Annotated in this window: 10 protein-coding genes; all 10 read right to left on the bottom strand. The window is 54.4% G+C overall.

The window, feature by feature from the left end; translation table 11 throughout:
- Position 1: 1 nt before the first annotated feature.
- Positions 2-1,480: a glutamate--tRNA ligase gene (gltX, locus tag C5O22_RS03160; RefSeq protein WP_132779749.1), complete on the bottom strand. Its 1,479-nt coding sequence runs from the start codon at positions 1,478-1,480 to the stop codon at positions 2-4.
- Between the two features lie 75 nt (positions 1,481-1,555).
- The gene (locus C5O22_RS03155; protein ID WP_132779748.1) at positions 1,556-2,698 is read right to left on the bottom strand and encodes a GGDEF domain-containing protein; all 1,143 of its coding nucleotides are present in this window, start codon (positions 2,696-2,698) and stop codon (positions 1,556-1,558) included.
- 134 nt (positions 2,699-2,832) lie between these two features.
- A complete protein-coding gene (locus C5O22_RS03150) occupies positions 2,833-3,450 on the bottom strand; it encodes an amino acid ABC transporter permease (protein ID WP_132779799.1) in 618 nt (205 codons plus the stop codon).
- A gap of 103 nt (positions 3,451-3,553) precedes the next feature.
- A complete protein-coding gene (locus C5O22_RS03145) occupies positions 3,554-4,354 on the bottom strand; it encodes an amino acid ABC transporter substrate-binding protein (protein ID WP_132779747.1) in 801 nt (266 codons plus the stop codon).
- A 94-nt stretch (positions 4,355-4,448) separates the two neighbouring features.
- Positions 4,449-5,075, bottom strand: coding sequence for an RNA 2',3'-cyclic phosphodiesterase (gene thpR / locus C5O22_RS03140; RefSeq protein WP_132779746.1), 627 nt, complete (start codon positions 5,073-5,075; stop codon positions 4,449-4,451).
- On the bottom strand, positions 5,072-6,526 hold the full coding sequence (locus C5O22_RS03135; protein WP_132779745.1) for a nicotinate phosphoribosyltransferase: 1,455 nt from the start codon (positions 6,524-6,526) through the stop codon (positions 5,072-5,074). Before C5O22_RS03135 ends, thpR begins: the two co-directional genes overlap by 4 nt.
- A 347-nt stretch (positions 6,527-6,873) precedes the next feature.
- Positions 6,874-10,128: an AAA family ATPase gene (locus C5O22_RS03130; protein WP_132779744.1), complete on the bottom strand. Its 3,255-nt coding sequence runs from the start codon at positions 10,126-10,128 to the stop codon at positions 6,874-6,876.
- Positions 10,125-11,393, bottom strand: a complete 1,269-nt coding sequence (locus C5O22_RS03125) for an exonuclease SbcCD subunit D (protein ID WP_132779743.1) — start codon at positions 11,391-11,393, stop codon at positions 10,125-10,127. The genes C5O22_RS03130 and C5O22_RS03125 overlap by 4 nt, the downstream gene beginning before the upstream one ends.
- A gap of 50 nt (positions 11,394-11,443) precedes the next feature.
- On the bottom strand, positions 11,444-12,418 hold the full coding sequence (locus C5O22_RS03120; protein ID WP_132779742.1) for a caspase family protein: 975 nt from the start codon (positions 12,416-12,418) through the stop codon (positions 11,444-11,446).
- On the bottom strand, positions 12,411-13,109 hold the full coding sequence (locus C5O22_RS03115) for a hypothetical protein (RefSeq protein WP_132779741.1): 699 nt from the start codon (positions 13,107-13,109) through the stop codon (positions 12,411-12,413). The genes C5O22_RS03120 and C5O22_RS03115 overlap by 8 nt, the downstream gene beginning before the upstream one ends.
- Positions 13,110-13,342: the final 233 nt, after the last annotated feature.

Below are 13,342 nucleotides of genomic sequence, written 5' to 3'. Positions count from 1 at the left end.
CCTATGCTTTTAGATACGAAAGGGAGCGTTCTAATCGTTGGGTACAGACCTCCAATCCCAGGAGACGCATGGACCCAAAGAGGGGCGGGCTTACCCGGCTTCCCGTAATGGCAACCCGGAGGGGCATCATCAAATCGCCCATTTTGATCTGTTCTTTTTCGCAGTAGGTTTTTACCATTTCTTCCGATTCGGCCTCGCTCTGGCTCACCATCTGGGGTAAGAGGGAACGAAGCCGTTCCAGCATGACCACCGCGGTAGCCAGGTCCCCTTTTTTAGGAACAAATTCCTCCTTTGCCGGAAGGGGCGGCTCCGCAAAGAGGTACCCCAATTTCTGGGGTATTTCGGGAAGGTAATTAGCCCGTTCTTTTACCAGGGGCATAGCGGCCACGTATCGCTGCCATTGGGCCTCGGTGGGGTCCTTCCCAGGACTGCCAAAAAGGCCGCTCTCTTTTGCGAAGGGAAGGCTTTCCCGGGCCAGGTCTTCATCGCCTTTCATCCGAATATACTGACCGTTGTACCATTCCAGTTTTTTATAGTCGAAGGTGGCAGGGGCCTTGTTCAATTTATCCAGACTAAAGGAACGGGCCAGTTCCTCCAGGGTGTACAGATCCTTTCCTTCTTCATAGCTTGCCCCAAGGAGGGCCACATAATTGATGAGCGCCTCAGGCAGATACCCCTGGCGACGGAATTCGTCGATGCTGGTAGCCCCATGACGCTTACTGAGTTTTTTCCCGTCCTGGCCCATCACCATGGGTAAATGGCAGTATTCAGGATGTTCCCAGCCAAAGGCCCGATACATGATGACATGGAGGGGGGTGGAGGGAATCCACTCTTGGGCTCGCAAAACATGGGTTATTCCCATGAGGTGATCATCTACCACATTCGCCAGATGGTAGGTAGGAAAGCCATCGGATTTGAGGAGTACCGGATCAGGATTTACATCATCGTTTTTCCACTCGATATCGCCTAAGAGGTGGTCATGGAAGCGGGTAACCTCTCCCAGGGGAATCTTAAGACGGATCACATGGGGTTCCCCGGCCCGGGCACGGCGCTGGGCCTCTGCCGGATCCAGGGACCGACAGTGCCGATCGTAGCCGCTTTCGCTGGAATGGGATTCTTCCCGTTCCTTACGAATTCGCTCAAGCCGTTCTTCCGAACAAAAACAGTAATAGGCCTTGCCCAGGGTCACTAATTCTTCGGCGTATTCTTTATACAGGGCAAAGCGCTCCGATTGCACATAGGGGCCAAAGGGTCCGCCCACATCGGGACCTTCATCCCAGTGGATCCCAAGCCAGGCAAAGGTATCATAGAGATTTTGAACAAAGGCCTCATCAAAGCGGGTGCGGTCCGTATCTTCCAGACGAAGGATGAATTTCCCCCCCTGTGAACGGGCAAAAAGGTAATTAAAGAGGGCTGTCCGCACCCCTCCAATATGCTGGAGCCCCGTAGGAGAAGGGGCATAGCGTACACGTACTTCCATTGTTTACTCCTAGAAGGGGGATTATAGCGAGGGAAATGAAAAAGGTCAAAGAGGCATTGTATCATCACAAAGGGGCTAAAACATATACATGCTGGTCTTTTTCCGTCGTTTTACGGTATACATATCAAGATCGATCCGCTTTATAAAGGTATCGAGATTTTTATCCACCAGGGGATCGAAGACCCCCATCCCTATACTAAACGTAAGGTTATAAAAATGGCCGGAACTCGCGTTAAAACGATCCGCCGCAAGCTGTATCCGGGCAGCCAGATTCTGTAAACTGACCGGGTCGGATATATCAAACACGATAACAAATTCATCTCCCCCGTAGCGGGCAATAATATCGGTCTGACGCACCGCGGACCGAAAAATACGGACACTTTCTATAAGGGCCTCATCACCTATTTTGTGACCAAATTCATCGTTTATCTTTTTAAAATTATCCACATCGATAAGAAAGGCCGAAAAGGTTTTCCCGGGTTTACAATTTTGCACCTTCCCATGAAGGTACTCATCCAGATATTGCCGGTTGTAGGCCCCCGTAAGATAATCCTCCGTAAGCCGTTTATGTTGCAACGAAAGGCCAAGCCCCAGGACTCCCAGACTCACGAAAGGCCAGGTCAGGGTAAGGCCCGGCACCAGAAACTGAAACACGCTGGCCAGGAGGGCCGGTACCGGTACCAGGAACAGGACGAACAAAAACTGCCGCTCGATACGATGCCGGTGCACCCAGAGCAAATAAAACACCGCCCCCAGGGGCACATAGTTCAGCCCAAACATGAGAGGAAGCAGCAACCGTCGTTGATAGAAGCCCTGTTCATCAATAACGAAAAAGAGGGGAACAAAAAGATTGATGATCGGAAGGGCCATAACCACAACGAGAAAGGGACTCCAGTAGCCGAGAAGCATTTTCAGACGTTTCTTGTCTTGAAACACAAAAAAATCCATTAAGAGCACATAGAGAACCAGGGGAATACTCTGGGTCATGTGATACACCGTGTTATCCACCATATTGAGCCAGGCCCAGTGGGGTTTACCATTTACAAGAATGTAAGGAATTTCCAGAAGAAGCATCCAGGCCACCGCCACAACAAGAAGGAGATACAGTTTTTCCCTGAGATTTCGGGCACCTAATGTTCTGAACATAGAAAATAAAATAAAAAGCATAAGGAAAAGGGAGAAAACAATCACATCCAGCCGAATAATGATGTCAGCCATGACTTTAACCCTACTAGAGTACTATACAATGCCAGCCCCTTTGTTGCTATGGGGAACAGAAAAAAATATCGCAAGAGTGAGATCCCCCTCTTAACTTCCTGGCCCCTTCCTACCTTTTTTCACCCTTCTCTGGGTCACATTTTGTAGTATCCCAATTTCTTTTCAGCCCATTCAAAAAGTACCGTGACAATCCAGTTCATCCCAAAATAAAAAAGCCCGGCAATAAAAATAGGAACCGTGGAAAACTGACGGGCAGAGGCATTCTGGGCAACCCGAAACAATTCGGCTACCCCAATAGTTTGAGCCAGGGCGGTGTCTTTTACAAGGGTAATAACTTCATTTCCCATCGCAGGAAGAATACGACGTACCACCTGAGGCAAAATCACCTTGAAAAAGGTCTGGCTCGACGTTAAACCAAGACTGCGGGCGGCTTCCCATTGCCCCCGGGGAATGGCATCAATGCCACCCCGATAAATTTCTGCAAAATAGGCCGCATAATTTATGGAAAAGGCGATAATCACCGCAATAAAGCGATCATAAGAAAGACGAAAGAGATAATAGGGCGCAAAATAGACAAAGAGAAGTTGCAATATAAGCGGTGTCCCTCGCATGATAAGCACATAGAAACTTACCGGACCTCGAATAAGAAAAGTATGAGAACGGCGAGCAAGGGCCACCGGCAGAGCAAGGGGTATAGAAAAGAGGAGGGTAAGAGAAAAAATAGCCAGGGAAATCCCTGTGCCTTCGAGCATTGTTTTGAGTAGGGGAACCACAATCACCTCACTCCACGATACAAGGCCCCCCTTTCAGGGGGCCCAGTACTTATTTGAAAACAAGTAAACAGTTTATAAGGGGTTATCTTCCCAGGATCGAAATATCTTCCCCAAACCAGGCCGTGGTAATCTCGGCTAGCTTTCCATCCTTTGCCATGGCAAGCAAGGCCTGTTCTACCGCATCTCGCAGGGCTACATCTTGCTTGCGGAACCCTATGCCGAATTCTTCTTCTGCAAGACCGGGAAGAATGATGCGAAAAGCCTTGCCCGACCGCTGAATATTATCGTTTGCCACAATTCGGTCCATCAACACCCCATCGACCCCACCAATTTCAAGGTCCATCAGGGCCGTCAGGTTATCTTTAAATTCAACAACCTGTTTCAAACTTTTTTTAAAGTCCCCACTGGCATTCAATGCTTCCGCCGCGGAAGACCCGGCCTGGAGGCCCAGGGTCTTTCCTGTTAAATCTTCTAGCTTCTGATAGGGTGCATCCTTCTTAACCACCACCACCTGGGCATTCTTTAAGTACGGCTTAGTAAACAGGATGTTTTTTGCCCGTTCTTCGGTAATGGTAAAACCATTCCAGATACAATCGATTTTCCCGGTGTTAAGTTCCTGTTCTTTGGCGTTCCAGTCGATAGGTTGGAGTACCAGTTGAACCCCAAGCCGCTTGGCGACCTCCCGGGCAAGGTCGATATCATACCCGACAATCTCATTTTGCTCGTTTCGATAGCCCATAGGGGGAAAGGCATCATCTAGTCCAAGAACAAGGGTACCTTTCTCTTTTATTTTCTTTAATGAAAGGTCCCCACTGGTTTCCTGTTTGGTACAACCTACCATTGCCAGGAGCAGCACCGCTCCCCATACCACATACCGTTTCATCGTTCCTCCTTACCTTATATAAAACAGCGCCCCCAGTATGCCGGAAAAGAATCCCCTTGTACAGAGAAGAGGACTATTGTGCCACCGAGGAGCGTCACTGTTTCCCTAAAAAATCCCACCACCAGAGGGGGGTGTATACGGGACCACCTCGTTGCAATACACTGGAAAAGAAGGTGCAGCGCGTGACGATACCCTGGGCTGATATTCTGAGGTGTCGTTCCTCGGGGCTCAGCACAATATAGAAACGACCGGAGCGGGCCACCGTGATATGGGGCACAAAGGGACGATGGGAAGGCCTGAAATCGGGAAGCGGTACCGTCTGAGCAAGGGGGAGGAGCGCTTCTTCGATAGCCGTGGCTAAACGGCTAATATCGGCTCCACCGGCACCGAGGCCGAGGGCTAACACGGAGGCGGGCCGCCGGGGCGGAAATAGGTGGAGACCCTCCGCAGCAATCAATATAGGCACCACATCACGCAAGAGGGGCAGTAAAACCTCCCGTAGCTGGTCCACCACCGTCACCGGCGTGCTTCCCAGGAAGGCAAGGGTCAGGTGGAGATTGGTTCGGGTGGTCCACCGGAAGTCTTCATGGGCCGCCTTTAAGGGGGCAAGGCCACGCTCCATCTCATCGATAAAATCAGAGGGGAGTTCCAGGGCAAGGAAGGTTCGCAGGGGGGCTTTTTCTCCCCTATGTTCTGCAGGTCCCGACCACACTGAACTCATACATCCTCTCCCAGGTATGATTTTATGAGAGAAAGTTTTAATTCCCGAAGCAGAGGGGTAATCGATACTTTGTAGATATGAGGATTAAGGAGCCGTTTGTAACTTTCGTCAAATTGTTCAAGGCCCCCTTGCACCCGCCGCTGAAGTTCTTGCAGGGAAGGAGGAGCTTCCAGAAGGGTGCCCTCTTTCATCTTAAGATGCAACAAGGGTTTTGCCGCTCCTTCATTGTGGTAATGGAAATGTCGATAGTCCCCCGCCGGATGGTAAAAGGCATAGTCCTTCCCAGCCTCAAGTGTTTCGGGGTCCCGGCCCTGCCAGCGTTGGTCCAGGGTCATCACGTCGGCCACGGCCTGGCCTTCCCCATCGTAGAGGCGCCACAGTTGTTTTATGCCCGGCGTCGTGGTTTTCTCGGGATTATCGGAAAATTTCATGACCGGCTCAAAGGTTCCATCGGCGTTTTGCCGGGCCACCAGTTTGTACACCCCCGTAAAGGCCGCCTCATTGCCGCCGGTTACCAGGTTTGTACCCACACCCCAGCTATCGATGGGGGCTCCCGCCCGGGTAAGGGTTTCGATGATATACTCATCCAGTTCGTTAGAAACGGTGATGGTGGCATTCGAAAGTCCCGCCGCATCAAGCTCTCGACGCACCTCCCGGGAAAGGTAGTGGATATCCCCCGAATCAAGGCGAACCCCAAACTTCTTTCCCTGCGCGGCCAGGTCCCTTCCTACCCGAATCGCGTGGGGAAGGCCGCTTTTCAAGGTATCATAGGTATCGATGAGAAAAACGGTTCTCTCCGGATAAAGGGAGGCATAGGCCCGAAAGGCGGCCTCCTCATCCAGAAAGGACATGACCCAGGAATGGGCCATGGTCCCCATGACGGGGATGCCATACTTTTTGCCCGCGAGCACATTGGAAGTGGCCCGGGCACCTCCGATAAAGGCGGCCCGGCTTGCCGAAAGGGCCCCATCGGCCCCCTGGGCACGGCGAAGCCCGAATTCTAAGATAGCCCCTCCCCGGGCAGCGAGCCACACCCGGGCCGTTTTAGTGGCGATAAGGCTCTGAAAATTGATGGTATTGAGGAGGAGTCCCTCAATGATTTGGGCTTCGATAAGAGGAGCTTCGATACGGATGAGGGGTTCGTTAGGGAAAACGATGGAGCCTTCGTCCATGGCCCACACCGACCCGGTAAAGCGAAAATTTTCCAGGTACTGAAGAAAAGAAGCTTCAAACAGGCCAAGGGATTCAAGATAGGCCAGGTCTTCCTGGCTAAAACGAAGTTCCGCCAGAGCCGAAAGAAAGGGTTCTAACCCCGCAAAGACCGAAAAGCCCCCCTGGAAGGGGTGGCGACGGAAAAACATATCAAAAACCGCCGGGCGGTTCATCCCCTCTTTCCAATAGCCCTGGGCCATGGTGAGTTCATAAAAGTCAGTAAAAAGGGCGGACCTCATAGCACCAGTATACCCCTCGCCCTCCATCACGGCAAGGGAAAGACCCGGTACTGGCGCAGGTGCACCGAGGGTGCCGGTGTCCTGGGGAAGCGGGCACATCTCCGAAGGGGACGCTGTCGGCCCCAGCGGAGCGGGTCCCTTCCCTGGAACGGCGAAGCAGTTCCCGGAGTCCCGCGACCCCCGGCGGGCACAATGGTGTGGGTTCCCTTGCTCCACAGGCGTCGGTCGCGCCGACGGAGCAAGGGTCATGGGGAAGCGAGCGCCTCCGGAGGGGACGCTGTCGGCCCCAGCGGAGCGGGTCCCTTCCCTGGAACGGCTGCGGTCATTCTGACGAAGGGGTCAGGAAGTCAGGACACTATCCGCAGAGAAGAGCCGGAAATGCTTTTTACTACCTCGATTCGGCTGGGGATGCGGTTTTTCATTTCGGGGACGTGGGAAATAAGGCCCACCATGCGGTGCTCCCTAATCTCATCCAGGATGGCCAGGGCAAGCTCCAGGGAGGCTTCGTCAAGGCTCCCAAAACCTTCGTCAATAAAAATGGCATCCAATCGAATAGCCCCCGAACGATTCTGGATAGAGTCGGCAAGCCCCAGGGCAAGACTGATGGAAGCCATAAAGCTCTCCCCCCCTGAAAGGGTATGACAGGGACGGGCCTTGCCGGTGTAGGCATCAAACACTTCCAGGTCCAGTCCCGCCCGGCCCCTTCCGCCGCTTCGTTCCCCCTGCAGAAGAAGGGAATAACGCCCCTCGCTCATTTTGCGGAGCCGCCCGTTGGCATAGCTGGCAACCTCCGCAAGGTACAGCTGGAGCAGCCACGCATCAAAGGCAATCCGTTTAGGGTTATTCCCCGAAAGGTCATCCGCCAGGGTACGAAGGCGACCATATTCCTCCCGAAGGCTTTCGTACCGCCCTTTCGCTTCTTCATACCGCCGACCATCTTCTTCCAGCGTAACCAGTTCCCGTAACAGGTCCTCCCGCTGTTGGGTAAGGGCGGTTTCTTCCTGTTGCAGACCTGTAAGCCTATCCTGGAGCTCTTCCGCCAGGGGCATTTCCGCCTCTGTGAAAAACCGCATTATTTCCGCAGGTTCCGCGGAAAGAGAAATGGCCCTTTCCGCCTGGACCGGCGTTCCCCCCTCATTCGGCGCCGGGGGTACCATCTTCTTCTTGAGGGCCCCGAGTTCTTCCTGCAGGCGGGTCTGTTCAAGTTCTATCTGATGGAGCCGCCCCTCAAGGGCCTGCTGTTCCTGATAAAAGCGGTTAATCCCTTCCTGGAGCGTTTCTTCCTGTTCCAGGGCCCTTTTAAGTTCTTCCAGTTCGGCCACCGTAGCAATGCCACTTTCCGCCAGGGCCCGGGAAAATCGTTCCGCAAGTTCCTGAGCCCGACGTTCTGCCTCTTCTAGTTGTTCCGTGGCCGCCTGACACTGGCTATGAATAGCAGCCCCTTGATTCTTCAGGTCCTGAAGGTGCTGCTCGTACCTGGCAAGAGCGGCATCCCCCTCAGAAAGACGTTGGGTAAGCAGCCTCAAGGCAGTTGCCACCGAATCGGTCTGCCACTTTTCCGTAAAACGGACAAGGCGGCCTTCCTGTTCACGAATGAGGGTTTCCGTGTTTTTTATTTGCTCTTCCAGCCGGGCAAGCTCAGCCTGGACGTTTCCCATTTCCTGTTGATGCTGGACATAGTGACCAAAAAGGGCATCCCGTTCCTGCCGGGCCCGATTGGCCTTCTGGGAAAGCCCTGCCATTTCAGTGGCAAGGCTACTCGCACCAGCAAGGGCCCGTTGAATACCCTCCCCCGAGGGGAACTGGTCAGAAGATGTAAGGCCCTTCAGTTCCGGGAAAGACCCTTCCAGGGCCATCAAATTTTCCCGAATGGAAGGGTAATACCGCAGGGCCTCTTCCCTTTGTTCGCGGATAAGGGCCGCCTCTCTTTCTGCGGCCCCATAGGAAGCGCCAACATCCTTTAGGACTTGCTGCACCTGTTCTCGCCTCTGGCGGAGTTCTTCAAGAAGGGGCGCCACATCGGTCAATTCCCCCTCGGCCCGGGCAGGATGAGGATGATGGGTTGAACCACAGACAGGGCAAGGACTACCGGGCTGCAGGGTGGCCGCCAGGTAGAGCGCCGCCTGTTCCTGCCGCTGACGGAGGAGGGCCCCTTCGGTCTGGCGAAGCTCCGCATCAAGTGCCGCAAGGGTTTTCTCCTTTTCCTGGATGGCTCTCCTTTTTTCCTCTATCTGTTGCCGAAGAAGCCCTTCTTGCTCCTCCCACGTATCTATTTTTTCCCGCCTTTGAAGAAGCTCCCGGTACAGGCGCAGCAGGTCCTGGAGGGTCGAGTTTTTTTCCTGATACTCAGGGAAAGCTGCGGCAAGGCCTTCCAGTTCTTCCAAACGGTGGGTTTCATTCTGGAGTGCCTCCGTAAGCTTCCCCAGACGTGCCTCGAGAAGACTCTTCTTTTGTTGTAGTTCTTGCAGCAGTTTCCGATTCTGGCAGAGGGTTTCTTCTTCCTTTACCGCCTGTTCGAGTAATCCCCGTTGTTCCCGCAGTTGGTTCAGTTCTTCCCGGAGTTTTTCATAGCGGGGCCGTTCTTCTTCCTGTTGTTCCAGTTCCTCCCGGGACCTGGCAAGGGCCGCTTCTCGTTCCGCCTTCGTTCGGGTACGTTCTGCCACATCCTGCCGGGCCTGTTGGACTTGTTCCCAGAGAGGAAAGAGGGCCCGGCTTTCCTGAATTCGGGCAAGCAGGTGTTCCTGGCTCTGGATAGCAGGACGCTGCACCTCGAGGGCTTTTTTTTGCGCCCCCACCTCTTTCCGCTGCCCTTCCATGGTTTCCCAGCGTTGCACCAGGGAAAGGTAGGTTTCTAGCTGTTTGCGGAGTTCCACGAGGAGTCCCTTCTTTTCTGCCAGATGATCCACCCTTTGACGAAGCTGTTCCTTCCGTTCCTTTCCCTGTTCTGGGTCATAGCGGGAAAGGATATCCTGAAAAAGGCGCTGGGCTTCCTCTTGCCGGGAAGCAAGGTCCCGGGCCCGCTGGGAGGCCCATTCCCGGAGCCGAACCGCCTGTTCCACCGGAAAAAGCTTTTGAAGCACCTGCTGCCGTTCGGTGGAATTCAACCTGAGGAAGCGGGCAAATTCTCCCTGCGGGAGAAGGACAATTTTAGAAAACTCCTCCCGGGAAAGCCCCAGGAGTTCCCGAATGATACGGTTGGTTTCGCTGGTCTTGCCACTGAGGGACTGCCATCCCGTTCCTTCATCCCAGAGAAAGAGGAGGGCTGTTTCATCCACCGTGGTGGTGCCGGTGCCCCTTGTTTTGGGCCGTTCCTGCTGGGGATGGCGTTCTACCCGATACCGGGCAGGGCCCAGGAAAAAATCGAGCCGGACCCAGCAATCATCGGTAAGGGCCGCAAAATCGCTCTTGATACGACTGTACAGGCCCGTTCTGCTCCCGGCAAGCTCCCCATAGAGGGCAAAACAGAGGGCATCGAAGATGGTACTTTTCCCTGCCCCGGTCTTACCGCAGATAAGGAAAATGTCCGCCAGCCGAGTAAAGTCGATGTGGTGCTCCCCCACAAAGGGGCCAATGTTGAACATCGTGAGCTGAAGGGGTTTCACCGGGCACCTCCTCCCTGGTACTGTTGTTCCAGTTCAAGAAGCAGCCGGTTAAACAATTCTAGCCGCGCCGGATCAGCCTGCTGGTACAATTCCGTCAGAAACAGAGAAAAATCTTCCACCAGGTTTTTCCCTTCTCCCCGGCCCTGGGATCGGCGCACTTCTAACTGATGGACACTCAGCTGGGTCAGGGCCCGGTCTTGTTTTACCGACAAAAGATAGGGAAATCGCTGGCGAAGTATCGACAGGGGATTTTCTACAAGGGCCTCATCGGTAAGTTCAATTTCTAAATACGAGGAACGGAGGGCCCCCTCTTCTTTTTCGAGGGGGCCGCCGGGTAAGAAAGATGCAAAGGGCCCCGAAAGCCGTCGCAACGGCCGGAGGGGATGCAGGGGGATGGGGGTAACCAGGGGGGACCGGCCTGGCTCGAGTTCCACCGAAAGGACCACCTTTGTTTGATCCGCCTCATCAAAACTGTAGGCCAGGGGACTACCGCTGTACCAGCCATTGGGGGACACCTGCTGGTTTCGGTGGAGATGCCCCAGGGCAAGGTAATCAAAACCGGCAAAAAGGGCCGGATCTACCTGTTCGGCCGTTCCCACAAGCAGGCGTTCCGAATCACTTTCCGCACCTCCCCGGGCAAAAAGGTGGGCCACCAGGATGCTGTGGTCTACCCCCTCTCTAGAGCACTGGCTTCGCTGCTGTTCCAGGCGGCGTGCAATCCGCTGCATACGCTCTTTTTGGCGCCGCAGAAGCATCGGTTCGGAACTAGTTGAAAAGGAAAGCTCCCTCTGGGAATCAGGGGGTGGCGGGGTTCCATGGTCCGGGTCCACCTCTTCTTCTGCCCATTCCAGGGTGGGATACAAAAAAGGAAGGAGGAAGAAGGCCGTTCGTCTTCCCGCCGCATCCTCCACAATGAGGGGCTTCTGGCTTTCTTCCATGGTGGTAGCAATGTGGATCCCCATGGCCTGGAAGAGTTCCTTTCCATAGGCAAGGCGCTGGGCCGAATCATGGTTCCCACTGATGATGCACAGCCGGGTGGGGGGACTTACTTCCCGGCATCGGGCAAGGAAAAAGCCCAGCAGGGTTACCGCTTCGGCGGAAGGGATGGACCGGTCGTACACATCCCCCGCAATCAGCAGGGCATCATAGCGATCCTCCTGCAGGATCCGTAGGAGTTCTTCCAGGATATGATATTGATCTTCGATAAGGGGCCGTTCGTGGAATACCCGCCCCAGGTGCAGGTCACCGGTGTGGAGGATCTTCATGGCCCTACTGTAAAGGGCCCGGGAGCGGCCGGTCAAGGGGAGCGAGGCCCCTACTCCTTTTTAAAGAGGAGATACTCCCGGGCGTTCCCGCTTACATGGGGATGGAAATCCGCATACTGGGTACTATCGGCAGGATAGGACTGGTAATAGGCATTCCAGTCGGCCGCAATACGGGAGGCCGTATATGCATAGAGTTCCGTGGTAGTAAGGTAGCTATCCCCATCGGCATCCCCATAGGAGGCCCCTCGAAGAAGATAATACGTAAAGACCCCCGTAGGGCTTCCTCCAGAGGTTTCTGATTCCCAGCTATACTCGCCCATGCCCGCCGCAGCAAGAACCACCGTGGAGTCCGAGCTTTCATAGGAAACATAGGCGGTAATGGCATCGCCCAGGGCCCCGAGGAAGAAGCCATAACGGCTGGTGCCGTCATCCAGGTAGCCGTACACGGGGGGTATCCCGTCGGTGGTGGCCCCGGCGTCCACGAAGCCACCAGAATAACAGCTATCCAGGATGAGCACCCGATGGGTAATGCCCGCCCCGTCAAAGGCAGCCTTGAGGTCCGCGGCGGTAATCAGGTTTTGTTCTTGCAACGTAACGGATTGACCACTTACCTGCAGGGCATCGTAGGGCACGATGGCCGCTTTGCCTTCACTAGTCGCCGTACCGTGGCCCGAAAAATACAAGACCACAAGCCCCGAAAAACCCTGCAAATTCTTAATATCCGAGAGGATAGCGGCCTTTGTTACGTTCGAATCGGTTCGCTGGGTAACCGTGTACCCCTGGCGGGTAAAGAGGGCCGCCATATTGGCCGCGTCGTTGGTAGGGGCGCTGAGGTCGTTATCATCAGGATTAGCATCATTAAGTGGCGGATAATCGGCCACGCCGTACACCAGGGCCACCCGCTGGGATGCCTCGGGGATAGTACATCCTCCAAGGGTAAGGCCCCCACCCAGAACCATAATAATTCGTACTATGAAAAGCAGTCTCCCCCAGGAGAAACAGTCTACCAGTATTCTGTTATTCATAGGCCCCTCTCTCCTGGGTAGAAGAAACAGGGGAAGACACCATCAGGGAAGGCTGTTCCTTTTTCCAGGGATACCAGCGGAGGGTTACCATGAGGGCCCCTCCCACATTGTATATGTCCCGCCGCAAGAGATAGGACAGCGTCCCCGAAAGGGTCGCTTCCCATCGGAGATGTAAGGGCAGGGTAAGAAATTCCGTTTGTACCTCCACCAGGGGAAAGAAAAAGTAGGAATCCGAATAGGTATACTGGGCCAGGGCAAGGCTTCCCCGCACCCCGAGGGCAAGGGGCCACTCTCCTAAAATTTTCCCTTTGTAGGAGTAGCCAAGGCCAAACTGGGTAGCCCAGAACCCCCGGTAACGGTACCAGAAAGGGGAGACCGCCGAAGGCTGGGCAAAGAGGAAGCCCATACTCAGGGCTATTCGCCAGGGCTCTCCCCGACTTACCTCCAGCATGAACTGGGAATGGGCCTGGGGAAGCACCCCGTAGTCCTCTTGCCAGGAGGCCCACACCCCACCGCCTCCCTGGAGGGCGTAGGCCACCGTTTCAAGTACAGGGGAAGGGCTCCCTTCCTTTGCCGTTTCCTGGGCCTGAAGGGTCACATCCCCAAAGGCCACACCTAAAAGGAGGGCCACAAAAAAAAATAGGCCCCTTCGCAACGGAAGGGCGTCTCTTATCGCAATTCTTCTATCCACACCACGTCCTTTGATGCCACCACCACCCTTTGCATCATCTACCAGTCTACTTACTTCTATATAACTTTTCGAAGGGCCCCTTCAGGAACAGAGTAGAAGCCTTTTCCCCGGGCACTCCTGTCATGCCCGTCGCATCTTCCTGTTTCTTCTTACCCTTCTTTTTTTGATAATAGCACACAAAACCCCCGGGGCCTAGCATTCCCCCGTAATTTACAAAGATTTTATGGTTTTAA

It is taken from the genome of Treponema sp. J25 (assembly GCF_004343725.1).
In the GTDB taxonomy this organism is placed as follows: domain Bacteria; phylum Spirochaetota; class Spirochaetia; order Treponematales; family Breznakiellaceae; genus J25.
This window is presented reverse-complemented; position numbering and strand designations above follow the sequence as displayed.